General features: G+C 72.2%; 21 protein-coding genes and 1 other annotated feature. Of the genes, 8 read left to right on the forward strand and 13 right to left on the reverse strand.

Annotation, left to right across the window (positions count from 1 at the left end; translation table 11 throughout):
* Positions 1-2 precede the first annotated feature (2 nt).
* The 9 genes from BKE41_RS16265 to BKE41_RS16305 form a co-directional block, all read right to left on the reverse strand.
* Positions 3-1019 (reverse strand): lipid A biosynthesis lauroyl acyltransferase, encoded by a 1017-nt coding sequence (locus tag BKE41_RS16265; protein WP_012320015.1) that lies wholly within the window; start codon positions 1017-1019, stop codon positions 3-5.
* Positions 1020-1157: 138 nt separating this feature from the next.
* Complete coding sequence (locus tag BKE41_RS16270) at positions 1158-2180, reverse strand: zinc-binding dehydrogenase (protein ID WP_012320016.1); 1023 nt, start codon at positions 2178-2180, stop codon at positions 1158-1160.
* A gap of 11 nt (positions 2181-2191) precedes the next feature.
* Positions 2192-2509: an SH3 domain-containing protein gene (locus BKE41_RS16275; protein ID WP_012320017.1), complete on the reverse strand. Its 318-nt coding sequence runs from the start codon at positions 2507-2509 to the stop codon at positions 2192-2194.
* 2 nt (positions 2510-2511) lie between these two features.
* Positions 2512-3279 carry an SDR family NAD(P)-dependent oxidoreductase gene (locus tag BKE41_RS16280; RefSeq protein WP_070999834.1) on the reverse strand — a complete coding sequence of 256 codons (768 nt, stop codon included), beginning with the start codon at positions 3277-3279 and terminating at the stop codon, positions 2512-2514.
* A complete protein-coding gene (locus BKE41_RS16285; RefSeq protein ID WP_070999835.1) occupies positions 3276-4559 on the reverse strand; it encodes a beta-ketoacyl-ACP synthase in 1284 nt (427 codons plus the stop codon). The genes BKE41_RS16280 and BKE41_RS16285 overlap by 4 nt, the downstream gene beginning before the upstream one ends.
* An 87-nt stretch (positions 4560-4646) precedes the next feature.
* A complete protein-coding gene (locus BKE41_RS16290) occupies positions 4647-5903 on the reverse strand; it encodes a Zn-dependent hydrolase (protein ID WP_029357800.1) in 1257 nt (418 codons plus the stop codon).
* A gap of 127 nt (positions 5904-6030) precedes the next feature.
* Complete coding sequence (locus tag BKE41_RS16295; RefSeq protein ID WP_024829545.1) at positions 6031-6492, reverse strand: tellurite resistance TerB family protein; 462 nt, start codon at positions 6490-6492, stop codon at positions 6031-6033.
* Positions 6493-6722: 230 nt separating this feature from the next.
* On the reverse strand, positions 6723-7889 hold the full coding sequence (locus tag BKE41_RS16300) for a carboxylate-amine ligase (RefSeq protein ID WP_029357799.1): 1167 nt from the start codon (positions 7887-7889) through the stop codon (positions 6723-6725).
* A 90-nt stretch (positions 7890-7979) separates the two neighbouring features.
* Positions 7980-9497: a CYTH and CHAD domain-containing protein gene (locus BKE41_RS16305; protein ID WP_070999836.1), complete on the reverse strand. Its 1518-nt coding sequence runs from the start codon at positions 9495-9497 to the stop codon at positions 7980-7982.
* A 371-nt stretch (positions 9498-9868) separates the two neighbouring features.
* Here BKE41_RS16305 and selB point away from each other — a divergent pair, with 371 nt between their 5' ends.
* On the forward strand, positions 9869-11842 hold the full coding sequence (gene selB / locus BKE41_RS16310; protein WP_071000702.1) for a selenocysteine-specific translation elongation factor: 1974 nt from the start codon (positions 9869-9871) through the stop codon (positions 11840-11842).
* Positions 11843-11948: 106 nt separating this feature from the next.
* Here selB and BKE41_RS16315 read toward each other — a convergent pair whose 3' ends face one another.
* The 3 genes from BKE41_RS16315 to BKE41_RS16325 all read right to left on the reverse strand — a co-directional run bounded on the left by BKE41_RS16315 (position 11949) and on the right by BKE41_RS16325 (position 13840).
* The gene (locus tag BKE41_RS16315; RefSeq protein WP_012320025.1) at positions 11949-12248 is read right to left on the reverse strand and encodes a hypothetical protein; all 300 of its coding nucleotides are present in this window, start codon (positions 12246-12248) and stop codon (positions 11949-11951) included.
* Between the two features lie 94 nt (positions 12249-12342).
* Positions 12343-12621, reverse strand: a complete 279-nt coding sequence (locus tag BKE41_RS16320; RefSeq protein WP_024829540.1) for an MSMEG_0570 family nitrogen starvation response protein — start codon at positions 12619-12621, stop codon at positions 12343-12345.
* A complete protein-coding gene (locus tag BKE41_RS16325) occupies positions 12614-13840 on the reverse strand; it encodes an MSMEG_0565 family glycosyltransferase (RefSeq protein WP_012320027.1) in 1227 nt (408 codons plus the stop codon). The genes BKE41_RS16320 and BKE41_RS16325 overlap by 8 nt, the downstream gene beginning before the upstream one ends.
* Before the next feature lie 332 nt (positions 13841-14172).
* On the opposite strand from BKE41_RS16325, the gene BKE41_RS16330 reads away from it, so the two are divergent.
* From BKE41_RS16330 to BKE41_RS16360, 7 genes are all read left to right on the forward strand, one after another.
* Positions 14173-14982 (forward strand): GDSL-type esterase/lipase family protein, encoded by an 810-nt coding sequence (locus BKE41_RS16330; RefSeq protein WP_012320028.1) that lies wholly within the window; start codon positions 14173-14175, stop codon positions 14980-14982.
* 124 nt (positions 14983-15106) lie between these two features.
* On the forward strand, positions 15107-15634 hold the full coding sequence (gene hslV, locus BKE41_RS16335; RefSeq protein ID WP_024829538.1) for an ATP-dependent protease subunit HslV: 528 nt from the start codon (positions 15107-15109) through the stop codon (positions 15632-15634).
* 479 nt (positions 15635-16113) lie between these two features.
* Positions 16114-17802 carry a CHASE3 domain-containing protein gene (locus BKE41_RS16340; protein ID WP_012320030.1) on the forward strand — a complete coding sequence of 563 codons (1689 nt, stop codon included), beginning with the start codon at positions 16114-16116 and terminating at the stop codon, positions 17800-17802.
* A gap of 154 nt (positions 17803-17956) precedes the next feature.
* Entirely contained in the window at positions 17957-19627 is a 1671-nt protein-coding gene (locus BKE41_RS16345) for a methyl-accepting chemotaxis protein (protein WP_024829536.1), read from the forward strand.
* 132 nt (positions 19628-19759) lie between these two features.
* Positions 19760-19815: a sequence feature (sul1 is cis-regulatory element that is thought to sense ions involved in sulfur or methionine metabolism; They are found in Alphaproteobacteria), on the forward strand.
* A gap of 60 nt (positions 19816-19875) precedes the next feature.
* A complete protein-coding gene (locus BKE41_RS16350; RefSeq protein WP_012320032.1) occupies positions 19876-21372 on the forward strand; it encodes a SulP family inorganic anion transporter in 1497 nt (498 codons plus the stop codon).
* Between the two features lie 100 nt (positions 21373-21472).
* A complete protein-coding gene (gene hslU / locus BKE41_RS16355; RefSeq protein WP_012320033.1) occupies positions 21473-22786 on the forward strand; it encodes an ATP-dependent protease ATPase subunit HslU in 1314 nt (437 codons plus the stop codon).
* A gap of 159 nt (positions 22787-22945) precedes the next feature.
* Positions 22946-23833: a DMT family transporter gene (locus BKE41_RS16360; protein ID WP_070999837.1), complete on the forward strand. Its 888-nt coding sequence runs from the start codon at positions 22946-22948 to the stop codon at positions 23831-23833.
* 10 nt (positions 23834-23843) lie between these two features.
* Here the strand turns inward: BKE41_RS16360 and BKE41_RS16365 are convergent, their stop codons facing one another.
* Positions 23844-24245 carry a PTS sugar transporter subunit IIA gene (locus BKE41_RS16365; protein ID WP_010682249.1) on the reverse strand — a complete coding sequence of 134 codons (402 nt, stop codon included), beginning with the start codon at positions 24243-24245 and terminating at the stop codon, positions 23844-23846.
* Positions 24246-24329 lie beyond the last annotated feature (84 nt).

The raw sequence follows: 24329 nt of genomic DNA on the forward strand, positions 1-24329 counted from the left end.
CATCAGACCGTCTGCGAAGCCGAAGGTGAAATCACGTTGGCTTGAGAGGCCTCTACCTTCGGTTGAAGTGGCGCCGGCGCAACTCTCGGCTTGGGCAGCATATCGGGCCGCCAGCGACGATGCATCCACAGCCACTGGCCCGGATTCTCCCGCACCCAGCCCTCGACGACGGCCGTCATCGCCTGCATCGCGCCGGCGACGTCAACGGTCCCGTCGGCGGCCCTGGGCAGGTCGAGGGGCGGCGTCAGGTCGAGGCGGAAGCGGCCCTCCGGCAGGCGCACGACGCGCACGCCGTGCACCGGGCAGTCATAGTGGCGGGCGAGCTTGGCCAGCAGCGGGTTGGCGAGGCACGGCCGGCCGAGAAATTCCACCACGACACCGCGTGTGAAGTGCTGGTCGATCAGCTGGCCGAGGTGGCCGCCGGTCTCGACCACGTCGCGCATGGCGAACACGGCACCCGGCGTGGAGGCGGCAAGGCCGCCCATCGTCCGGCGGCGGACCTCCTGGACGAGGCGCGCGGCCGCGGGATTGTTCGGCGGCCGGAATACCGCGGTGGCATCGAGGCCGAACTTGGCCGCGCAGATCGCCGGCAATTCCCAATTCGCCAAGTGCGCCGAGAAGATCAGTCCCGGCCGGCCGTCGTCGCGCAGGGCGTAGAAATGCTCGATCCCCGTGACCTCGGTCCGCAACGCGCCGGTGGCGGCGGGATCGTAATCGAACAGGGTGTCGAGGTGGGCGTACTCGGCCCCCGTCCGCCCGAGATTGTCCCAGGCCTTCAGGGCGATCCGCTTCCGCTCCGCCTCCGGCATGTCGGGAAAGGCCGCCCTGAGGTTCGCCATCGCGGTGCGGTGCGCCGGCAGGAGCGGGCCGAGGGTGCGCAGCAGCGCGGCGCCGAACGCCGTGGACCGCTCCGGCCCGAGGACGCGCGCCAGCAGTACCAGGGCGCGGATCACCGGAATCATCGCGAAGCCCGCGAGGCGCGGGTACGACCGTTTGAGCAGGAGGGCGAGACGCAGCACGATCGATTCCAGGGATACGGTACGGGCGGCCCCCCAGCGACCCGTACGGCGACGTTTACGCCAAGTCTGTCGCGGCGCGAAATGCGGATCGCCGCCTACGGTCCGGTGTCGCGCCGTGCCGGTGTGCCGTGGCCGGCGCTACAGGCTGACGAGGATCTTGCCGAAGACCCGGCGCGATTCGAGTCGCTCCAGACCCTGCGCGAAGTCCGCCAGCGGGTACACGGTATCGACAACCGGTCGAATACCCGCGTCCATCTTGGCGAGGGCCTGACCGATATTCGCGAGCGAGCAGCCGAACGAGCCGGTGATGCGGTACTGCTGCTGGAACAGCTGCATCAGGTTCATCGTCGCCGAGACGCCCGAGGTCGATCCGCAGGTCACGAGGCGACCGCCGCGCTTCAGGCAGAGCAGGGAGCCGTTCCAGGTGTCGGCGCCGACGTGCTCGAACACCACGTCGACGCCCTTGCGCTTCGTCAGCCGGCGGACCTCGCCCTCGAACCGCTCGGTGCGGTAGTTGATGACGTGGTCGGCGCCGAGTTCTGCCGCCTTACGGCCCTTCTCGTCGTCGCCGACCGTCGTGTAGACCGTGCAGCCGATCGCCTTGGCCATGCGGATCGCCGCGGTGCCGATTCCCGAGCCGCCGGCATGGACCAGGACGCTCTCGCCGGGCTCCAGGCGGGCGTTGTCGAACAGCATGTGCTGGACCGTGCCGAAGGCGATGCCCGCGCAGGCGGCGTCGGTGTCGCTGACGCCGTCCGGCACCTTCACGACGAGGCGGGCCGGCATGGTCACGAGCTCCCGGGCGAAGCCGTCGAGATGGAAGCCCATCACGCCGGACACGTCCTCGCAGAGGTTGTCGCGCCCCTCGCGGCAGGCCTTGCACCGGCCGCAGGTCATGGCGCCGTAGGGCACGACCCGGTCGCCCGCGACGAGGCCGGTGACGCCCGCCCCGACCGACTCGACGGTCCCGGCCGCCTCCGCGCCGACGATCAGCGGCATCTTCCGCTTGGCGAAGGCCATGCCGCGGAAGCCCCAGACGTCGATGAAGTTGAGGCCGACCGCGCGGATGCGGATCCGGACCTCGTCGGCCCCGGGCGCGGGCGGCGGCTCGATCTCGGTGAGGCGCAGGTCGCGGTCGCCGAAAAGCTGGAGGGCTCGCATCGTGTCTCTCGTCACTCCGGCGCCAGGTAGCGGCGCCGCGCCCACCCCAGGGCGCGTCCGGCCTTCACCCGGCACCACGTGGTGCGGCTCGGCGTGTCGTTGGTGCAGCCGAAGACCAGGGCGCGGGTCCGGATCTCGCCGACTTGCTCGGCGGACGGGTCCGGCTCGGCGCGGACGCTGAGCGGCTCGCCCGGCGGCAGGCCGGAGACCCGGTAGACCTGCGGCTCCGCCCGGGCGTGGCCCGGGGCCAGGAGAGCCGCGCCGCAGAGGGCGGCGGTGAGGGCGAGGCTGGCGCGCATCGTCAGGGTCGTCCGGTTCGGCGGCGCCACCGTCAGGTCCGGTGGACACCCATCATGGCGGTCAGGCCGCCATCGACGGGCAGCACGGTGCCGGTGATGTAGGATGCCCCCTCGCCCATCAGGAAGGCCGCCAGCGCCGCGACATCCTCGGGCCGGCCGAAGCGGCCGATCGGAATCTGGCGCTCCATGCCGTCCCGGTAGGCGGCGTAGCGCTCCATCATGGCGGTGTCGACGAAGCCCGGGGCGATCACGTTGACGGTCACGCCGCGTTTGGCCGTCTCCATCGCCAGGGTCCGACAATACGCGATGAGCGCGCCCTTGGTCGCCGCGTAGGCGGCGTTGCCGGCATTGGCCCGCAGGGCGGCGACGGACCCGATCGCCACGATGCGGCCCGCGCGCGCGCGGGTCATCTCCCGCACCAGCGTCTTGGCGAGGCGCGTCAGCGAGAAGAAATTGACCTGCATGGCGGCCTCGGCCCGCTCCTGATCGAGCATCGCCGCGAGGGCGTCGCAGGACTGGCCGGCATTGTGGACGAGGCCGTAATAGCCCGTCGCCTCGGCGGCCTCGCAGAACAGCTCCAGCCCCGCCCGGTCGGCGAGGTCGACGGCATGGGCCGCGAACGGCCGGTCCGGGTAGGTCGCCCGAAGCTCGGCCAGCAGCGCCTGCGCGGCCTCGGCCGAGGCGCGGTAGGTGAAGTCGACGCCGAGACCGGCTCCCGCCAGGCCACGGACGATCGCGGCGCCGATCCCGGACGCGCCGCCGGTCACGAGGACCCGGCGCGGTGTGACGGCGACGCTCACGCGGGCTCCGCGCCGAGGACCAGGCAGGTGTTCTGGCCGCCGAAGCCGAACGAGTTCGACAGCACGGTCCGCACCGGCAGGTCGCGGGCAGTCTCCACGATGTCGAGGGCGATGGTCGGGTCCGGCACCCGGTGGTTGATGGTCGGCGGGATGCGGCCGTGGCGGATCGTCAGCAGCGAGACCGCCGCCTCGATGGCGCCGGCCGCCGTCAGCGTGTGGCCGATCATCGACTTGTTGGAGGTGACCGGCAGGGCGGCAGCGCGGTCGCCGAACACCGCCGCGAGGCCCAGGGCCTCCATCTTGTCGTTCTCCGGCGTCGACGTGCCGTGCGCGTTCACCGTGTCGATCGCCTCGGCCGACACGCCGGCATCGTCCAGGCTCGCCCGGATCGCCGCGATGATCGGGGCGCCGTCGGGGCTGGAGCGGGTGCGGTGGAAGCCGTCGCCCTTCTCGCCGCAGCCGAGGACGTAGCCGAGGATCGCGGCGCCCCGGGCGACGGCGGCCTCGGCGTCCTCGAGCACGAGGGCGGCCGCGCCCTCGCCCATGACGAACCCGTCCCGGTCCTTCGAGAACGGCTTCGAGGCGGTGGCGGGGTCGTCGTTGCGGGTCGAGAGCGCGGAGAGCAGCGAGAAGCGGATCAGCGATTCCGGGTTCACCGAGCCGTCCGTGCCGATGCAGAGCGCCGCCGCGGTCTCGCCGCGCCGGATCGCCTCGACGCCGAGCTGGATCGCCGTGGCCCCCGACGAGCAGGCGGTCGAGAGCGAGATCGGGGAGCCCTTCGTGCCGAAGCGGTCGGCGATGCGGTCGGCGACCGTGCCGAAGATGAACAGGTCGTGCCAGGGATCGAAGCGGCGCGTCGCCGCCGCCCGCAGGAGACCGGCGTAGTCGACCGGACCGTCGCCGCCCGCGGCCTCGGCCAGGGCCTGGCGCTGGGGCCACTCCATCTCGACCGGTGGGACCGCGATGAACAGGGCGCCCGGGAAATCGCCCCTGGCGCCGATCCCGGCCTGCGCCACCGCCTCCTCGGCGGCGACGGCGGCGAACCGCTCGGACAGGAGCGGCGCGACGAGGGGGTCGGTGTCGAGGAAGTCCACCGTCCCGGCGATGCGCGTGCGCAGGTTGTCGGTCGGGAACCGCGCGATGGCGTGGATACCCGACCGGCCCTCGGTCATGGCCGCCCAGGTGTCGGCCTGTCCCTGACCGAGGGAGGAGACGACGCCGAGGCCGGTGACCGCGACGAGCGGCCGGCCCCTGGCGTCGCGGTAGGATCGCGCGCTCATGGAGCGGTCCTTACGGGATTTTCCGCCGCGGTACACCTCCGCGCGGGTGGTGCCGCGCGCGGGGCACCGCCGTGACGGCAGGGCGGCTCAGGCGCCCGGCGCGTTGGCGAGGCGGAGCACGGTCTGCAGCAGCACGTCGGCGCCGGCCGCGCAGTCGCCTTGCGTGGCGGATTCCGACTCGTTGTGGCTCACCCCGTCCTTGCACGGCACGAAGATCATCGCGGCCGGAACCTTCGCGGCGAGGTTGCAGGCGTCGTGGCCGGCGCCCGAGATGATCCGGCGGCGCGGATGCCCCAGGCTCTCGGCGGACGCGTCGATTGCCGCCACGACGGCGGGGTCGAACGGCACCGGCTCCTTCCGCCAGATCCGGGTCAGCGCGATCTCCAGGTGGCGCCGCGCCGCGATCTCGGCCGCCGCCTCACCGAGCGCCGCCTCCATCGCGTCCAGGGTCTCGGAACGCGGGTCGCGCACGTCCACCGTGAAGGCGACCCGGCCCGGCACGACGTTCCGGGAGGGCGCCAGGATCGCGGCCTCGCCGATCGTCGCCACCGCGGAGGGCGCGTGGCCCAGCGCGATCCGCTCAGCGGCCAGGGCGAATTCCGAGAGCGCGAGCAGCGCGTCGCGGCGGCGCGGCATCGGCGTCGTCCCGGCGTGGCTCTCGAAGCCGGTGATCACGCCGTCGAACCACATGATACCCTGGCCGCCCTCGACCACGCCGATGGTCTTGCCCTCGGCCTCCAGGATCGGACCCTGCTCGATGTGCAGCTCGACGAAGGCGCCGATCTCCCGGGTGCCCACGGCCTCGACGCCGCGATAGCCGATGGCGTCGAGGGCCTCCGCCACGGTGGTGCCGGCGGCGTCGCGCTTGGCCAGGATCTCGTCCGTGGTGAAGTCGCCCGCGTAGGCCGCCGAGGCCATCATGGCGGGGGCGAAGCGCGAGCCCTCCTCGTTGGTCCAGTTGACCACGAGGAGCGGCGCCTCGGTCTCGATCCCGGCATCGTTCAGGCTGCGCATCACCTCCAGCCCCGCCAGGACGCCCAGGACGCCGTCGAACTTGCCGCCGGTCGGCTGGGTGTCGAGGTGCGAGCCGAAGGCGATCGGCTTCCGGCTCATGTCCCGGCCCGGCCGCAGGGCGTACTGCGTGCCCAGGGCGTCGACCGACACGGTCAGCCCGGCCGCCTCGCAGGCCTCCCGGAACCAGTCGCGGACCTGGCCGTCCTCGGCCGAGAGCGTCAGGCGGTTGATGCCGCCGGCCGGCGTGCCGCCGAATTCCGCGGTCTCCAGGATCGTCGCCCAGAGGCGCGCACCGTTGGCGCGCAGGTTGTGGGTCTTGCTGAGGCTCATCTCGGCCATGCCGGTTCCTTTCACGGCGGGTCGCCGTGCGACGCAAACGTTATGGGGCGCCAGCCCCTTGGCAGCGCTCCCACCTCACAATTCCCGCGGCGAGCAACCGCGATGCCAACCGACCCGGTCAGGCCGGCGGTCGCCGCACCGGGTTGGCGCGCAGCAGAGCGATCGCGTCGACCCGGAGGGCGACGGCGATCTCGCCGAGGGCGCCCGCCTCGATGTTGCTGATCCCGTCCTGGTCGGCGACGTCCGCGGCGATCAGGAAGACGTTCTCGCGCTGGTTCGCGGGTCGCTCGGCGACCGCCGCGACGTGGCGCAGGTTCTCGGCCCGGCCGAGCCGGGTGCGGGCCCGGGCGATGCCCTCGTAGAGCTCCGTCTCCAGCATCAGCGCGTCGTAACCCTTCATCAGGACCGGGTCGGCCTTCAGGCCGTGCAGGGCCGCGTCGAATTCCGGGCCCGCGACCTCGCCGTCGGCCACGATGACGTTGGCGGCGGCCGAGACCGCCGCGAGCATCAGCGCCTTGTCACCGGCATAGGCCGTCACGGTACGGCCGACATGGCCGAAGAGGTCGCGCAGGAGGCTCATTCCGGAGGTTCGGCCGCGGAGTCGGGGTAGCTGCTGGGACGCGAGGGATAGCAGAGGACGACACGGAGGGAACCCGTCGCCGCGCGACCGGCCATATACGCGGGCGAAACCAGCGGCCAGACATCCTTCGGCAACATGGCCATGCGACTCGTGTGGGCGACCGCGTCCTCGAGCGCGGCCGACGGACCGCGGCCTCGACGATCCCCCCTCAGCCGTGTCCGCGCCCGTCGTCACGCCGCCGGAGCGATGTTCGGGTGCCCCCCAGGCCCGGACTTCGAGCCGGCGGCGGTCTCCGCCGCGAGATGATCGACCACTGCCGACAGCGCCGCGCGCTCCCGCGCGCCCGACCGGCGCGCGGCCGCGAAGACGGCCATCTGCCGGTCGGCGCTCGTCCCCTCCGCGACGATCCGCGACGCGTGCGCGCAGGCCGCGCCGCAGCCCAGGGCATCGGCATCCTCGGCGATGTCGGCGAGCAGGCCCTCGACCGCTGCGGCGACCGGCACGGCTCGGACCCGCGCCTCGTCGATGAGCGTCGCGCGGACGCCGTCGCACTCGGCCCGCCAGAGATTCTCCAGGACGAAGCCGCGAGAGGCCGCGGTCAGGCCGGCATTGAGCCGCCTGTCCCCGACGACCCGGCGAACGAGGCAGCGGAACAGTGCGGCGATGCAGAGCGCGTCGTCGAGGCGCGCGCAGCTGTCGGCGATTCGCAGCTCCAGCGTCGGGTACTTCACGGACGCGCGCACGTGCCACCAGAGATAGCTGGCATCCGCGATGGCACCCGAGCGGGTCATCACGTCGACGTAGCGGGCGTAGTCGTCGGCATCGGCGAACAGCTCGGGCACGCCGGTGCGCGGCAGCTCGGCGTAGGCGCGCATCCGGTAGCCGGCGAGACCGGTCTGCTGCCCCTGCCAGAACGGTGACCCGGTCGAGAGCGCGAGCAGCACCGGCAGGTAGGGCAGCAGCCGGTTGATCAGCCCGATCCGTGCCGCGGGATCCGGCACCTCCACGTGGACGTGGAGGCCGCAGACGAGGTTGCGCCGGCCGAGCATCCGGAGGTCGGCCATGATGCCGTGATAGCGCGCCTTGTCGGTGGGCCGCTGGTCGCGCCACCGGGCGGTCGGATGCGTGCCCGCCGCAAAGGTCAGGATGCCCCGCTCGCCGCCGATCTCCGCGAGGCTCGCGCGCAGGCCCGCGAGATGCGCCCGCGCCTCCGCGAGGTCGGCGGTCGGCGGCGAGGCCACCTCCACCTGGCACTGGAGCTGCTCGCGCTCGGCATCGTCGAGGCGGGCCCGCACGGCGGCGTGGAAGGCGCGGAGGCCGGCGCGCGGTGTGCCGCGCGTGCGGGCATCGGCCAGGAAGAACTCCTCCTCGATGCCGAACCTGTAGGCGTGGGCCATCCGCGCTCCCTGCCCCGGACGGGCCGATCGTTGTCCGGCGAACGCCGCCGCACCGGCCGGGTTCCGGCCCGACCGGCGGCACGAAAAGCCTCAGCGCCAGAAGGGCTTGACGTCGAGGAGCTCGGACCGCGCGTCCGCGGCCGCGTCCAGCAATTTCTGTGCCCCAGGATCGTCCGGACCCGGCATCGGCGGCCCCGACAGGCTCTCGGTCATCGTCCGGGCCGTCTCCAGATCGTTGAGCGCGCCGAGATGGTCCTGCAGGTCGGAGAGCACGGCACCGAACTTCTCCTGCCGGCGGACAGCCTTCTTCTTCCGGTAGAGACCGGCGAAGAACTCCGCGCCGTATCGGAGCTTCTTGGCGGCGATCCGCGCCCGGTGCCGCGTGTGCGGATCGAGGTGCCGGAGGCCTCGGCCGCGCTTCTTCAGGCGCGCCCGCGCCTTGTCGAGGACCTGCGCGGCGAAGTGCCGTCCGTCGACGGCCGCGTCCGGCCCGGCTGCCCACGACCCCGCCTCGACCCAGCCGGCGAAGTCGATGATGAGCGCGCGCCACTGCGGGTTCTCCAGGGTCGCCGACACCGCGTCGTACGCGGTGGCGCGCTCCGCCTCCGCGCGAGCGCGCAACGCGTCGAGGCCGGGCTCGTCGGGGCGCTGCTCCGCGATGTCCGGCAGCGTGTCGCTCAGGAACACGTCGAGGTTGCGCGCGTGGCCGAAGGGCTCGGTGACGCGCTTGATCTCGTCATTGAAGGCCGCGGCCCGGGGATCGGTCTCCAGCATGGGTCCGAAGAGCGACAGCGCCGAGCGCAGGCGGCGCAGGGCGACGCGGATCTGGTGGAGCGCCTCGGGCGGCCGTCCCCCCTCCAGGAACGCGGTCTCATTGAGGCGCATGTGGCGCAGGCAGGCGCGCGCCACCCGGCGGAAGACCTCCCCGGCGCTCGCGCCCTCGGGCAGCTCCACCGGCTCGGCCTTCACGACGCCCGGCCCTTTCCCGTCGAGAAGCGCGTAGCCGACCGCGCTCTTGGCCTTCACGCCCAGGCGCAGCGGTACGGTCTCGGCCAGCTCCCGCGCCAGCGCGAACAGGTCTGCCGGCTCGCCGGACTGGAGTTCCAGCTCGAGTTCGCAGAGCGGCGCGTCGCCGGAGGCGGTCTCGACCCTGCCCTCGTCAAGGGTGACGAGCACGCGGGACTCGCCCTGGATCACCGGGATCTCCCGACGCATCACGACGGTGGCGAACAGTCGCTCCAGCGGCGAGTCGGCCTCGCGCAGGACCGGCTCGGCGGCCGTGTCGGCCCAGGCCGCTGGCTCCGGCGCCTCGCCGCCGATCTCGGTCTCCCACTCGGCCCGATCGAACAGGCCGACGCCGCCGCTCCCGGCCTTCACGGTCTGGACGTGGCGGCCGCCCTTGGCGCGGACGCGCAGGGTCAGACCGGCCTCGCGGAGGGCGCGGTCGGGCGTGTCGTAGTAGGTCGTGACCAGCAGTTCGGGCTCGGTCGCCGACGCGTCCGTCAGCCGGGGATGGGACGCGAGCGCCGTCAGGTCCGGGCCGGCGCAGTCGAGCTTCAGCTCGACCTCGCGGGGCTCCTCCCCGGCGTTACTATCGGTATCGCTCATACGCTCCTCTTCGTCGCCTGCCACCGCTAACGAGGTAGGGATGGGCTCCGGTTGCATCGGCTCCCACATCGCGCCGCGCGACACCGGCATCGGGGCGTGACCGTCCGACGCACCTGACTCAGCAAAGGGGGGCGGCGTTCCCGTCGTCAAGCTGCGACGCCGCTCCTCCGCGCGGCAGATGGATGCTGCGCTGCGTTAAAATCGCGCTTTCCCAGAACGGCACGGCGTGGCAAGACAAATTGTCCACAATCGATCTGCCACGCAGCCCCGGCCCCGACCGCCCGGCGGCACACGGCGCCACGACGCGCCGGCGCGGCGGATTTCCCATCCGAGCGAGCGGTGCGCCCCTTGTGGACGGCGGCACCGTGGAGATGATCCGGTCGGTGGCTGCTTTGAAGACACTCCTCGTCGGCGTGATCGGGCACGTCGATCATGGCAAGACGGCGCTCGTCCGCGCGCTCACCGGCGTCGAGACCGACCGGCTCAAGGAGGAGCGCGCCCGCGGTGTGTCCATCGTGCCGGGCTTCGCGCTGCTGACCTCCGGACAGGGCGAGATCGACCTCGTCGACCTGCCGGGCCACGAGCGGTTCGTCCGCGCCATGATCTCCGGCGCGACCGGGATGCGGGCCGTCCTGCTGGCGGTCGATGCCCACGAGGGCATCAAGCCGCAGACGGTCGAGCATCTCGAGATCGCGTCCCTGATCGGCGTGCGCCGCGGCGTGCTGGCGCTGACTAAGGCGGACCTCGCGACACCCGAGACCGTAGCGGCCCGCGCCGCCGAGATCGCCGCCGCGGCCGCCCGGGCCGGGATCGAGGCCGGACCGGTCATCGCGACCTCGACCGTGACGGGCGACGGCCTGCCGGAGCTCGCGGCCGCCCTCTCGGCGCTTCTGGCCGAGACGGAGCCCGGCCGCGACGACGGCTTCCCCTACCTGCCGGTGGACCGGGTCTTCTCCCGGCCGGGTTTCGGCACCGTCGTGACCGGGACGCTGCGGCGCGGGCCGCTCGCGGTCGGCGACACCGTCGAGATCGCCCCCGGCGGCCGCACCGCGACCGTGCGCGGCCTGCAGATCCACGGGCGCGCGGTGGAGCGTGCCGAGCCGGGGCGGCGCACGGCGGTCGCCCTGCGCGGGATCGACCTCGACCAGATCGCCCGCGGGCAGGCGCTGTCGCTGCCGGGCCAGCTCGCGCCGAGCCCGTGGCTCGACGTGGCGATCACCGCGGCCGCGAGCCTGTCGGACGCGCTGGCGGGCGGCACGGCCTGTCGCCTGCTGTTCGGGACCACCGAGGTCGAGGCGCGGCTGCGGCTGCTCGACCGCGACGCCCTGGAGCCCGGGGCCAGCACCCGGGCGCAGCTCCATCTCGGCGAGCCGGTGGCGGTGCCGGCGCGGGAGCCGTTCGTGCTGCGGCTCGATTCGCCCTCCGTCACGGTGGCGGGCGGTCGGATCCTCGATCCGGCGAGCCGCCGCCGGCGGCGCCACGATCCCCGGGTCATGGCCGACCTGGCCGCCCTGGCGGCGGGCGGTCCCGCCGACGCGATCACGGTCCGCCTCGGGCAGCTCGGCGCGGCCGGAGCGCCGCTCATCGACCTCGCCCGGATCGCCGGTGTGGCGCCGGACCGGGCCCGGCAGGTGCTCTCCGAAGGCGGCGCCCGGGCGATCGGCGACCGCTTCGTCGGGGCCGCGGCCTTCGAGGCGCTGCGTACCGGCACGCTGGCAGCCCTGGCGCACCACCACCGCGACTACCCGATGGAGCACGGCATCGCCCTCGAGCGCCTGTCGCGCGCCCTGGCGCTGCCCGAGGCAGTGACCGGCGCCGTCCTGCGCGACCTCGCGGCCGCCGGCGCAGTCGCCCAGGCGGCAGCCCTGTGGCGACGGGCCGAATTCGACCCCGCCCGCAACGAGAGCGAGGCCGCCCGCCGGCTGGAGCAGGTCTTCCGCCGCGCCGGCCTCAACCCGCCCGACGAGGCCGAGGCCATCGGCCGTGACGTGCGCCGCCGCGAGGCATTGACCTACCTCGTGGGGGCCGGCACGGTGATCCGCGCCGTCGACCGGGTCCAGCGCCGCGCCGTGCTGTTCCACCGGGAGGCGGTGGACAGCGCCAAGACCCGCCTGATCGACGCCTTCCCGACGGCGCGGACGGCCGAGACCGGTTTCCTGGCCCGGGAGGCCGGCGCGACCCTCGGGATCTCGCGCAAATTCTCCATCCCGCTGCTGGAGCATCTCGACGCCACGGGGTTCACCCGACGGGCGGGAGATCGCCGGGTCATCGTCGCCCTCGAGACCGGGCGCGCGGGCCCGGACGCGGGCCGACGCGGCGCCCAGGACGGCGCGTCCCATTCGTGACGGGGCCGGGAATCTCCGCACCGCGGCACACTCGCACCCGAGGCGCCCTTGAGCCGGTGTCTCCTCGACGAGGGAAAGGCGCGCGCCAGCGCGGTCAGCGCCGGCTCTAGTCATCCGCGCCGAACCAATCGCCGCGACCGGGCTCGTAGCACGTGTACCCGATCAGGCAGTTCGGGTTGTCGCGGGTCGGCCGGAAGGCCCGCCGCGCGATCTCGGTGGGCTCGCAGAACGAGCGGTCGCGGACGAACCGGTCGTAGGTCATGCCGCCGGTCCCGAGGACGAGAGCGCCGCGGGCCTGGATGAGGCGGATCGTCTGCTGGCAGGTCATCGTCGTGCTGGACGGTCGCGTCTGAGCCGCGACCGGCGACGCGGCCAGGACCAGGGCCGTCGCAATCCGGGTCATCATCGCCTTCGCCTCCGCCATCGGTCCTGCGAACAACCCGGCGCGGCCGTCGCCCGCGCTGCGTCGGCTCGCCGCAAGGCGACGCGGCGGGCCCGGGCTAGTCCTCGAAGGCCTCGACGTGGACGGTCCCGGGCTCCTGGCGGCGGGCCCCCTCCTCGATCCGGGCGAGCTGCGCCTGCGCGCGGCCGCAGGGGAAGCCGTAGCGAGCGCGGACGCGATCGCTGGCGATGCCGAGGGCCAGACGGCTCAGGGCGACGAACTCGTCGAGGGGGTAGTCCTGCCCGACCGCGAGGTGGTCCTTGATCACCAGCGACGGCGAGTAGCAGGCCTCGCGGGTCCCGTCCGGCCACCGGATATGGAAGCGCATCTCAGGCATCGCGCGGGACCCGCAGCGTGTTCCAGGCCGCAGCCCCCGTGGCCGCCGCCATCAACGGCGCGTCCCCGGGCGCGAGTTCCGCGTAGGTCGGGAGGTGGCGCGCCGCGCAGGCGTCCCAGACATGCGCCCGGGCGACCTCGCGGCCGGCGTTGCGCAGTCGCGCCCGCCGGCTCGGGTCCAGGCTCGCCCGCATGGCGGCCGCGATGGCCTCTGTGTCCTCCGGATTCACCGACAGGGCTTCCCCCGGGGCGATGTACTCGGTGAAGGGCGGTCTTCCCGACACAATCACCGGCGTGCCGCAGGCCATGGCTTCCAGCACGCACAGGCCGTAGCCCTCCACCAGCGAGGGGAAGACCAGGGTGTCGGCGAGCCGGTAGAGGGCCGGCATGTCCGCCTGCGCCACGGCGCCGGTGCGGATCACCGGCCGGCCGGGGCCGACCTCGAGCCCCTCGCGCTCGAGGGCGGCGCAGCACCGGGCCTCGTACCCGGCATGATCGAGGGACGACGCGCCGCCGGCCACGACGAGCTGCGCGCCGGGCAAGCTCCGGCGCAGGGCCGCGAAGGCCTCGATGATCGCCAGCGCGTTCTTGCGCGCCTCGAAGCCGCCGACACCGAGGAAGACCGGGCCGCCGCCGAGGCCGAGGCGGCGACGGAGCGCGTCGTCCTCCGGCCCGGGATCGGGCGTGAAGGCGGCCGCGTCCACGCCGGTCCCGACCACGTCGGCCCGCGCGCCGTACTCGGCGGCCAGCGTCGCCGCCCAGGTCCGGCTGACACAGAGCAGGCGCCCGGCATCGAGGATCGCGCGCTCCTCCCACTGCGCCAGCCGCGGATCGGTGAACGTGTCGATGCGGTGGACCGTGCGCACGAAGCCCGGGATGAGCCGGCGGCGGGTCAGGGTCGCGAGCGCGTTCCCGCTGACGCGGCATTGGGCATGGAAGACGTCGAAGTCGCAGGCGGCGGGGGTCGAGAAATGCGCGAGGTAATCGGCGATCCGGGCGCCGACCAGCGCCGCGTCGGACCCCGCGGCCGGCTTGGCCGCGACCGAGATCACCGGACACTGCGCCGCGCGGAAGAAGCCGCCGCCGGTCGGATCGGGCGCGTGGACGACCGCCTCGTGGCCCAGCCTGCCCAGGGCCTCCCCGAGCGCCAGAGCGTGGACCACGCCGCCGCGCGGGTCGGTCGAGTGCGTGAGGATCGCGATGCGCAAGCAATCGACCATGGGACGGCGCGTGGAGCCCGCGGCCGGTCGGGGGACGCGCCGCGTCGCCCGACCGCGCGCTCCGCCGCCCTCTCGGAGACGCGTTTCGAAGCGGTCGCATGGTTCATGCCGAGTCGGCCGGGAGGCGCTCGAAAGCGCGGTCGCCGCGACAGGCGGCGCCGATGGGCCGGTCGATGTTGCCGGGAATCCTCGCGCAAGGCCGCCGCTCCCAACTAACGCCTAATTTTGTGTTACGAATTCAGTGTGTTTTCAAACTCTGCCTGGAACCGCTCTTTTCAGGGCCCTGTGTCAGATTGTATCTACCGCTCACGAGAGCCGGAGCCGTCGGTCCCGTGTCCAAGTCGCTGAACACTGTCTTTCCCGCCCGCAGGATGCTGCGCCGCCTCGGCTTGTTGGGCGCCCTCTTGGTTCTGCCGACCGCGGTGCTCGCCTACGCGGACCTGCTCCCCGAATCCCTGGATATGCTGGGCTTCGACCTGGGCGACAGCCCGGACCTGCCGCACGTCGCCCGCCAGATTGCCATCGGCGCCCCGCTCAAGATCGTGGCCTTCGGATCATCCTCGACGGAGGGCGTGGGTGCCTCGAGCCCGGCCAACGCCTACCCGGCCCGCCTCCAGATCGACCTCCGCAAGAAGCTGCACGGGCTGGACGTCGCGGTCATCAATCGCGGCATCGGCGGCGAGCACGTCGACGACATGCTGGCGCGGCTCGACCGCGACGTCATCGCGGCCGAGCCCCAGCTCGTCATCTGGCAGACCGGCAGCAACGACCCTCTGCGCGGTGTCTCGCTGGAGCATTTCCGCGAGGCCACCGTGTCGGCGATCCGCCGGATCCGGGATGCCGGCATCGACGTGGTGCTGATGGAGCCGCAATGGTGCCCGAAGCTCGAATCCACGCCGGGCGCCTCCCGCTTCCGCGACGCCGTGCGCAGCATCGGCGACGAGCTCGACGTGCCGGTGATCCGGCGGGCCGACCTGATGCACGGTTGGGTCCGCGAGGGTAAGCTGACGACCAAGCAGCTCTTCGCCGCCGACGGCCTGCACATGGCCGATCGCGGCTACGCACTCTTGGCCGAGGCCGCCGCGCAGTCGATCCTGCAGGATGCCGGCCCGCTGCGCAGCGCCCAGGCGGTCGCCGAGTAGGCGCCCGGGTCCCGGACCGGCTGGACTCGGCCGGCGATGCTCCCCATCTCGGCGCGATCGAGAGCGGAGCCGAATCTTGAGCCAGGACGCATTCAGGTACGACGACCGGGGCGCCGTCCCCCAGATGCACGCGACCACCATCCTGATGGTCCGCAAGGGCGGTCGCGTCGTCATCGGCGGCGACGGTCAGGTCAGCCTCGGCCAGACCATCGTGAAGGGGAACGCCCGCAAGGTCCGGCGCCTCGCCAAGGGCGCGGTGATCGGCGGCTTCGCCGGCGCCACCGCGGACGCCTTCACGCTGTTCGAGCGCCTCGAAGCGAAGCTGGAGCAGTACCCCGGCCAGCTGACCCGGGCCTGCGTGGAACTGACCAAGGACTGGCGGACGGACCGCTACCTACGTCGCCTCGAGGCGATGATGCTCGTCGCCGACCGCGAAGTCAGCCTGCTCCTGTCGGGTTCCGGCGACGTGCTGGAGCCCGAGAGCGGCGTCATGGCCATCGGCTCCGGCGGCAATTACGCCCTAGCGGCCGCCAGGGCGCTGGAGGAGGGCGACCTCGACGCTGAGGCGATCGTCCGGCGGGCCATGGCGATCGCCGCCGAGATCTGCGTCTATACCAACGGCAACCTCGTCATCGAGGCGCTGGACGCCTGAGACCGGGCTCCGCGGGGCCGGGTCGCGCCGGCCCGACCGTCCTCGCCGCGGCGTCGCGCGCGCAAGGCGTTCCTCGCCGCGCCCGCCTGCCGTCGCTGGCGCTCGAAGCTCAGCAGCACAGCACGGCGCGCGTCCGGCTGACGGCAGCGCACCACAGCTTCCGCGCGAGCTGCACCGCGCGCGAATACGGTCCTGCACCGATTTTCGGGTCTGCCGCCACCCGTCTGTACCGGTAATGCGACCGTAGCGCCGACGAAGACCTTGACCGGTCAACACTCATCTGAGGTTGTAACCGCCGACGACAGAAGAACGCCGGGCGCGCACAGAAATTTGATCGCGGGCGGCGCGCTCTCAACACCTTTCGTCAGAGCTGTCTACGGCGTTAATGCCCAAAGTAAGACAAAATTTACATCGTATAAATTATTACTGACCGCAGGGAACGAGAACCGAATTCCCGAATGGGACCCTGAGGACTGACTATGCGCTCGATCAATGACGTCCGGATCGTAACGAAACTGACTGCCGCTTTCGGCACCTTGGCGGCGGTCACGGTCGGGATCAGCGTCATCGGATACACTCATCTTTCTTCGATCGAGCGCGTCAATCATCTGACGGAGCACTCGTATCAGGTCATCTCGGCCCTCGACGGCCTCACGCAGGCGATGGTCAATCAGGAGACCGGACTGCGCGGATACCTGATCGCGGGCGACCCGAAATTTCTGGAGCCGCTCCACGCCGGCCAGAAGTCCTTCAAGGTTTCCCTCGAGAGCGCCAGGTCGCTCACCGCGGACAATGCCGCCCAGCAGGCGCGCCTGGAGGCCGTGCGCGGCTCGGCGGAGACGTGGTCGAAGGACATCGCCGCGAAGGAGATCGCCCTCGTCGAGGCCGGAAACCTCGACAAGGCCCGGCAGATCGAGGCGAGCGGCGCCGGCAAGGCGTCCATGGACGCGCTGCGCGCCAAGATCGGCGAGGCCGAGAAGGCCGAACGCGACCTCCTGACGGCCCGGAGCGACGAGCAGGCGCGCTCCTTCGGCGCCGCCTACCTCGCGAGCCTCCTCGGCAGCCTCGCCAGCGTCGTCATCGCGGTGCTGCTGGCCTTCCTCGTCTTCGCGATGCTGACCCGGCCCCTCGGCCGTCTCGTGGCGGTGCTGCAGCGCATGGCCCGGGGCGAGATCGAGGCCGAGATCGAGGAGGCCGCCCGAGGCGACGAGATCGGCGCCGTCGGGCGCGCCGTGGACGGCATCAAGGCGATGGTCGCCAAGAAGGCCGCCGAGGAGGCCGAGATGAAGCGCGTCGCCGACGCGGCCGCCGCGGCCGAGCGGCGCCGGACCATGATCGAGCTCGCCGACGGCTTCGACCGGGCGGTCGGCGGGATCGTCGGCATGGTCTCATCCTCGGCCACCGAGCTGCAGGCGACCGCCCGGACCATGTCGGCGACGGCGTCCCAGACGTCGAGCCAGTCGAACACGGTGGCGGCAGCCGCCGAGGAAGCCGCCTCGAACGTCAACACCGTCGCGGCCGCGGCCGAGGAGCTCGGCTCGTCGGTGCAGGAGATCGGCCGGCAGGTGGACGGTTCGGCGCTCCTGGCGCAGCGGGCCGTCTCCGATGCCGATCAGACCGGCGCCCTCGTCCAAGAGCTGAGCAATTCCGTGTCGCGGATCGGCGACGTGGTCGGGTTGATCTCCAACATCGCCGGCCAGACCAACCTGCTGGCGCTCAACGCCACCATCGAGGCGGCCCGGGCCGGGGCCGCCGGCAAGGGCTTCGCGGTGGTCGCCTCCGAGGTCAAGGCGCTGGCCGAGCAGACCGCCAAGGCGACGCACGAGATCGCCGGCCAGATCGCTCAGATCCAGGCCTCGACCGGGCAGGCGGTCACGTCGATCGCCGGCATCACCGACCGGATCCGCGAGATCAGCGGCGTGGCGACCTCGATCGCCGCCGCGGTCGAGCAGCAGGGTGCGGCGACCCAGGAGATCGTCCGCAACGTCTCCCAGGCGGCGATCGGCGCCGGCGAGGTGACGAGCAACATCTCCGGCGTCGCCGGCGCCGCCGATGAGACCGGCGTCGCCGCCGGCCAGGTCCTCGACGCGGCCTCCGAGCTGTCGCGGCAATCCGAACACCTGACCGCCGAGGTCAGCCGCTTCCTCGACACCGTCCGGGCGGCCTGACCGGGTTCGGCGCGGCACGCGCCGCGCCGGCCCCGTGCGTCACGGGCGCTCCAGTATCGAGCCAGGACAAATAATTCCGGATCGTCTCAGTTTACTACGTCTTGACGAATAACCTGCATTTTGACGCCAATCGCGCCTCGACGGTTGGATAGCAATGAAAATCGGCGGAAAACTCCTGAGCTTCGTCGGCGCCTGCAGCCTGACGACGCTGGTCGTGGCGGGGGTCAGCGTCGCGACGCTGAAGAGCTTCGAGCGCTCGCTGGCGAGCGTCGAGAGCGCCTCGGTCCGGGCGCTCGACGCGGCCAACTTCAACCGCCTCGCCGCCGAAGTCACCATGGACTCGCGCGGCGTCTACGCCTCCGCCGACCGGGCGGAGGCCGCCAAGTACACCGCCGGGATCCGCAAAGGTCTCGCCGAGATGGATGCGCTGCGGGCCGACTGGGCGCCGCGGGTGACCGAGGCCGAGCGGCCGCTCTTCGAGACCATGGTGCGCAACGCCGACGCGTTCCGCGCCCTCCGGAGCGCCCTCGCGGAGGCGGGCGACACGACCGGCCCCAAGGCGGCCGCCGAGCTCGGGTTCAACGACGCCAACCGGGCGAACCGCAAGGCCTTCCAGGCGAGCATCGACGCCCTGGTGAAACAGGGCCGGGCCGAGATGACGGCGATCAAGGCCGACACCCAGGCGCTGTTCGAGGCGCGCACGCTGCTGCTCCTCGGCCTCGCCCTGGTCGGGACCGTGATCTGCTGCGCCCTCGGACTGCTCATCGGCCAGCGACAGATCGCCCGGCCGCTGCGGGCGGTCTCGGACGCGATCCAGCGCCTCTCGCGCGGCGATCTCACCCTGCCCGCCGTCAAGCCGGGACGCGACGAGATCGGCGCGATCTGGACGAGCATGCAGGTCTTCAGTGACACGATGCGGGAGGCCGAGACCCTGCGGCACGAGCACGAGCGGATGCAGGCCGATACGGCGACGCGCAAGCGCTCCGAGATGGCCGGGCTGGCCGAGCGCTTCCAGGGCAGCATCGGCGGCCTGGTCGAGCACCTCGCCGGTGCCGCGGCCGGGCTGGAGCGCGCCGCCGCGACCATGGCGGGCAACGCCGAGCACGCCGGCACGCAGTCGCAGTCGGTCACGCGCGCGGCCGAGACCACGGCCCACAACGTCGAGGCCGTCGCCGCCGCCACCGAGGAGCTGGCCGCCACCGCCAGCGAGATCGGCGTCCAGGTGACCCAGACCTCGACGGCCGCCGAGAGCGCCGTCGAGGCGACGCGGCGGACCCGGGCGAGCGTCCAGGCGCTCGCCCGCAGCGCCGACGGCATCGGGCAGGTCGTCTCCCTGATCTCCACCATCGCCGGCCAGACCAACCTGCTGGCCCTCAACGCCACGATCGAGGCGGCGCGGGCCGGCGAGGCCGGGCGCGGCTTCGCGGTCGTCGCCACCGAGGTGAAGGACCTCGCGACGCAGACCGCCAAGGCCACCGAGGAGATCGCCGGGCAGATCGCCGCCATGCGGACCGCGACCCACGACGCCGTCGCGGCGATCGAGGAGATCGGCGGCACGATCGAGCAGGTCCACGGCATCGCCCTCGGTGTGGCGGCCGCCGTCGAGGAGCAGCAGCTGGCCACCCAGGAGATCGCCCGCAGCGTCTCGGAGGCCGCCAGCGGCACCCGCGCCGTCACCGACACGATGGCGCTGGTCCTGGGTGCGGCCCGGGAGACCGGCGTCAGCGCCGCGGAGGTCCTCGACGCCGCCGCCGATATCGCCCGCCGCTCGAACGGGCTCGGCGGCGAGGTGGCGGGCTTCGTGGCGCAGGTGCGCGCGGCCTGAGCGGACCGGACCGACGGTTCCGCCAGGGCGGGAATGCGGAGCGGCGCCAGTGGCGACGGGGACGGCGTCGCGGGCCGTTTTCCTGAGCGTTGTTGCATTGCGGTGCCCGGCCCCCTAGGGTCGGCGCATTCGCAAGGACCCGGTGAAAGCCCGGGTGGCTCTTCCGGCCGCCGATCCGCCGGACCACGCATTCGAGACGCGCCTCGACCCGCCAGCGACGCGGGGGCGCCGCTCGTGCGGATTCATCGATGTCGACACCCGTGACCCGAAACGCCGGATATGTCCGGTCGTGGACCTCCAACCTGCGCGGCGACGCCCTGTCGGGGATCGTCGTCGCCCTGGCGCTTATCCCCGAGGCCATCGGCTTCTCGGTCATCGCCGGAGTCGACCCGAAGGTCGGCCTCTACGCCTCCGTGGTCATCGCCTGCACCATCGCCTTCGCGGGCGGGCGGCCGGCGATGATCTCGGCCGCCACCGCCGCCACCGCGGTGGTGATGGTCGACCTCGTGCGCGAGCACGGTGTCCAGTACCTCTTCGCCGCGACGATCCTGATGGGCCTGATCCAGATCCTGGCCGGCTTCCTCCGGCTGGGCCGGCTGATGCGCTTCGTCTCGCAATCGGTGATGACCGGGTTCGTCAACGCGCTCGCCATCCTCATCTTCCTGGCGCAGATGCCCGAGCTCACCGGCGTGACGCCCGCGACCTACGGGCTGATCGCCCTGGGTCTGGCGATCATCTACGGGTTCCCGCGGATCACCCGCGCGATCCCCGCGCCGCTCGTCGCGATCGCGGTGCTGACGGCGATCACCGCGATGTTCCACCTCGACGTGCGCACGGTCGCCCATCTCGGCGCCCTGCCCTCCGCGCTGCCGAGCTTCGCCCTGCCGGATGTGCCCCTCAGCCTGGAGACCCTGCGAATCCTGCTGCCCTACGCGGCCACGCTCGCGGCCGTCGGCCTGCTGGAGAGCCTGCTCACCGCGCAGATCGTCGACGACATGACCGACACCGGCAGCGACAAGAACCGCGAGTGCGTGGGTCAGGGCATCGCCAACATGGCGTCGGCGGTGTTCGGCGGCATGGGCGGCTGCGCGATGATCGGCCAGTCGGTGATCAACGTTTCCTCGGGCGCCCGCGGCCGTCTCTCGACGCTGGTCGCGGGGGCGTTCCTGCTGGTGCTCCTCGTGGCGCTGCAGGACCTGCTCGCCGTCGTGCCGGTGGCGGCTCTGACGGCCGTGATGATCATGGTCTCGATCAACACCTTCTCGTGGCGCTCCCTCCTGCGGCTGCGCACCAACCCGCTGCCCTCCTCGGCGGTGATGCTGGTGACCGTCCTGGTCGTGGTCGCCACGAAGGATCTCGCCGTCGGCGTGCTTGTCGGCGTGCTGCTCTCCGGCGTGTTCTTCGCCGGCAAGGTCGCCCGGCTCAACCGGATCACGTCGGCCCTCTCGGCCGACGGCCGCACCCGGACCTACACCATCACCGGGCAGGTGTTCTTCGCCTCGGCGGGCACGTTCTCGGAGGCGATCGACGTGCTGGAGCCGGTCGAGCGCCTCGTCATCGACGTCCACGCGGCGCATTTCTGGGACATCTCCGCCATCGGGGCCCTCGACCGGGTCGTCCTCAAGGCTCGCGCCCGTGGCCGCGACGTCGCGGTCGTCGGCCTGAACGAGGCCAGTGCGACCCTGGTCGAGCGGTTCGGCCAGCACGACAAGGGCGACGCCGCGGCGGTCCCGGCAGCGCACTGAGGCGGCGACCGGCCGACGCGCGGCCCCTTGCGCGGGACCGCGCGCGACCCCATTCCCGGCGCGGGGCCGATTTCGGGCCGGGAACAGGGATGGCAAAGCGGTGACGACGTTCTCTCCCCGCGAGATCGTGTCCGAACTCGATCGGTTCATCGTCGGGCAACACGACGCCAAGCGCGCCGTGGCGATCGCGCTGCGCAACCGCTGGCGGCGCCAGCAGCTCACAGGTCCGCTCCGCGAGGAAGTCGCGCCCAAGAACATCCTGATGATCGGGCCGACCGGGTGCGGCAAGACCGAGATCGCCCGCCGCCTCGCCCGGCTCGCCAACGCGCCGTTCCTCAAGGTCGAGGCCACCAAGTTCACCGAGGTCGGCTATGTCGGCCGCGACGTCGAGCAGATCGTCCGCGACCTCGTCGAGGTGGCGATCGGCCTGACCCGGCAGGCCAAGCGCGAGGGCGTGAAGGCCAAGGCCGAGGCCGCCGCCGAGAACCGGATCCTCGACGCGCTGGTCGGCCCGACGGCGAGCCAGGCCACCCGCGACAGCTTCCGGCGCAAGCTCCGCAACAGCGAGCTCGACGACAAGGAAGTCGAACTGGAGCTGACCTCCAGCGCCCCCGCCGGCATGCCGATGTTCGAGATTCCCGGCGTTCCGGGCGCCTCCATGGGCGCGATCAACATCGGCGACATGCTCGGCAAAGCGCTCGGCGGCCAGCGCGGGAAGCCGCGGCGGATCCTGGTGCGGGACGCCTACGCGCCGCTGATGGCCGAGGAATCCGACAAGCTCGTCGACGACGAGGCGCTGGTCCGCGAGGCGATCCGCGAGGTCGAGAACAACGGCATCGTCTTCCTCGACGAGATCGACAAGATCTGCGCCCGCGAGGGCCGCTCGTCCGGCGACGTCTCGCGCGAGGGCGTGCAGCGTGACCTGCTGCCGCTGATCGAGGGCACCACCGTGGCCACGAAGCACGGGCCGGTGAAGACGGACCACGTGCTGTTCATCGCCTCGGGCGCCTTCCACGTCTCGAAGCCGGCAGACCTCCTGCCCGAGCTGCAGGGCCGCCTCCCGATCCGGGTGGAACTGCAGCCTCTCACGGTGGACGACTTCAAGCAGATCCTGACCGCCACCGAGGCGAGCCTGCTCAAGCAGACCGTCGCGCTGATGGAGACCGAGGGCGTCACCCTGACCTTCACGGACGACGCGGTCGACGCCCTCGCGCGGGTCGCCGTGGAGGTGAATTCCTCGGTGGAGAATATCGGCGCGCGTCGGCTCCAGACGGTTCTGGAGCGGGTGATCGACGAGATCTCCTTCACCGCCACCGACCGGTCGGGCGAGACGGTGCCGATCGACGCGGCCTACGTGCGCGAGCGGGTGCAGGATCTGGCGTCGAACGCGGATCTGAGCCGCTTCATCCTGTGAGGGCAGATCGCTGCACCGTCGCGCATCGGCGGCCGGTGCGAGCCCGGCGTGGCGAGCCCCGCGCGGGGCTGGCGTGAGCCATGAGGCCCGGCGTAGGCCGCGGCGGCCGCGGCATCTGCTAAGCGAGCGCCCTGGCCCGGTCCTGAGGATGGTCGTCGCGTGTCACGGATCAGGTTCGGCCTCGGGGATACGGTGCTCTCCGTGGCGGCGCTGGTCACCGGCATGGTCTCGCTCCAGTGCGGCGCGACCTTTGCCAAGAGCCTGTTCCCGGCGGTCGGCGCGGCCGGGACCTCCGCCCTGCGGGTCGGCTTCTCCGCCCTGATCCTGATCGCGATCTGGCGGCCGTGGCGGCGCAGCCTCCCGGCGCGCGAGGCCGGCTGGATCGCCCTCTACGGGACCGCCCTCGGGCTGATGAACCTCCTGTTCTACCTCGCCCTAGCGCGGCTGCCCCTCGGGCCGGCCGTGGCCATCGAGTTCGTCGGGCCGCTGGCGGTCGCGCTGATCGCGTCGCGGCGGCGCTCGGATTTCCTGTGGATCGGCGTGGCGATCGCCGGGCTCGCGCTGCTGCTGCCGATCGCCAACCCGGACGGCCTCGACCCGATCGGCATCGCGCTCGATCTCGGCGCCGCCCTGTGCTGGGCGCTCTACATCCTGTTCGGGCAGCGCGCCGGGCGCATCGACGGTGGGCAGGCCGTATCCCTCGGCATGCTCACGGCGGCCCTCGTCGTGGCGCCGTTCGGCGTGGCGGAGGCCGGTCCGGCCCTGCTGGCGCCCGGTCTCCTGGCCGCGGGCTTCGCGGTGGCGCTGATGTCGAGCGCCCTGCCCTACTCGCTGGAGATGGTCGCCCTGCGCCGGCTCGACCGGAAGAGCTTCGGCGTGCTGATGAGCCTGGAGCCGGCCGTGGCGGCCTGCGCGGGACTCGTGCTGCTGGGAGAGCGAATCAGCGCGGTCCAGTGGCTCGCGATCGCGCTGGTGATCGCGGCGTCGGTGGGTATCACCGTGAGCGCCCGGCGCTCCGCTCCGCCGACGGCCGTTGTGGAAGCCTGATCGCGGAGACTTACTTCCCCGCCAGGACCCGCGAGGCGACGTTGATGTATTTGCGGCCCGCTTCCTGGGCGTGGAGCACGGCGTCGCCGAGCTTCTCCTCGTCGCGGACGCTGGCCAGCTTGATCAGCATCGGCAGGTTGATCCCCGCCACGACCTCCACCGAACCGCCGTTCATGCAGGAGAGCGCGAGGTTCGACGGGGTGCCGCCGAACATGTCGGTCAGCACCACCACACCGTCCCCGGTATTCACACGACAGACCGCGGACATGATGTCCCGGCGTCGCAGTTCCATATCGTCCTCCGGCCCGATCGTGATCGTCTCGATCTGATCCTGCGGGCCGACCACGTGCTCCAGCGCGGCCTTGAACTCGGTCGCCAGGAGTCCGTGGGTGACGAGCACCATGCCAATCATCGACACGTGTTCCAACGTCCTGTGTGTGCCGCCATGTTGTGCATCGCACAGCCCCCCACAAGGCGAACGCGACTTTTTTGCCCG

It is taken from the genome of Methylobacterium sp. C1, from assembly GCF_001854385.1.
In the GTDB taxonomy this organism is placed as follows: domain Bacteria; phylum Pseudomonadota; class Alphaproteobacteria; order Rhizobiales; family Beijerinckiaceae; genus Methylobacterium; species Methylobacterium radiotolerans.

Excerpts from the sequence above, each read along its gene's own strand:
- BKE41_RS16285 (WP_070999835.1), bottom strand. The coding sequence starts at position 4,559 with ATGAGCGCGCGATCCTACCGCGACGCCAGGGGCCGGCCGCTCGTCGCG.
- BKE41_RS16350 (WP_012320032.1), top strand. The coding sequence starts at position 19,876 with ATGTCGACACCCGTGACCCGAAACGCCGGATATGTCCGGTCGTGGACC.
- hslV (WP_024829538.1), top strand. The coding sequence starts at position 15,107 with ATGCACGCGACCACCATCCTGATGGTCCGCAAGGGCGGTCGCGTCGTC.
- BKE41_RS16340 (WP_012320030.1), top strand. The coding sequence starts at position 16,114 with ATGCGCTCGATCAATGACGTCCGGATCGTAACGAAACTGACTGCCGCT.
- BKE41_RS16320 (WP_024829540.1), bottom strand. The coding sequence starts at position 12,621 with ATGCCTGAGATGCGCTTCCATATCCGGTGGCCGGACGGGACCCGCGAG.
- BKE41_RS16345 (WP_024829536.1), top strand. The coding sequence starts at position 17,957 with ATGAAAATCGGCGGAAAACTCCTGAGCTTCGTCGGCGCCTGCAGCCTG.
- BKE41_RS16270 (WP_012320016.1), bottom strand. The coding sequence starts at position 2,180 with ATGCGAGCCCTCCAGCTTTTCGGCGACCGCGACCTGCGCCTCACCGAG.
- BKE41_RS16365 (WP_010682249.1), bottom strand. The coding sequence starts at position 24,245 with ATGATTGGCATGGTGCTCGTCACCCACGGACTCCTGGCGACCGAGTTC.
- BKE41_RS16315 (WP_012320025.1), bottom strand. The coding sequence starts at position 12,248 with ATGATGACCCGGATTGCGACGGCCCTGGTCCTGGCCGCGTCGCCGGTC.
- BKE41_RS16325 (WP_012320027.1), bottom strand. The coding sequence starts at position 13,840 with ATGGTCGATTGCTTGCGCATCGCGATCCTCACGCACTCGACCGACCCG.
- BKE41_RS16300 (WP_029357799.1), bottom strand. The coding sequence starts at position 7,889 with ATGGCCCACGCCTACAGGTTCGGCATCGAGGAGGAGTTCTTCCTGGCC.
- BKE41_RS16295 (WP_024829545.1), bottom strand. The coding sequence starts at position 6,492 with ATGAGCCTCCTGCGCGACCTCTTCGGCCATGTCGGCCGTACCGTGACG.
- BKE41_RS16305 (WP_070999836.1), bottom strand. The coding sequence starts at position 9,497 with ATGAGCGATACCGATAGTAACGCCGGGGAGGAGCCCCGCGAGGTCGAG.
- BKE41_RS16290 (WP_029357800.1), bottom strand. The coding sequence starts at position 5,903 with ATGAGCCTCAGCAAGACCCACAACCTGCGCGCCAACGGTGCGCGCCTC.
- selB (WP_071000702.1), top strand. The coding sequence starts at position 9,869 with ATGATCCGGTCGGTGGCTGCTTTGAAGACACTCCTCGTCGGCGTGATC.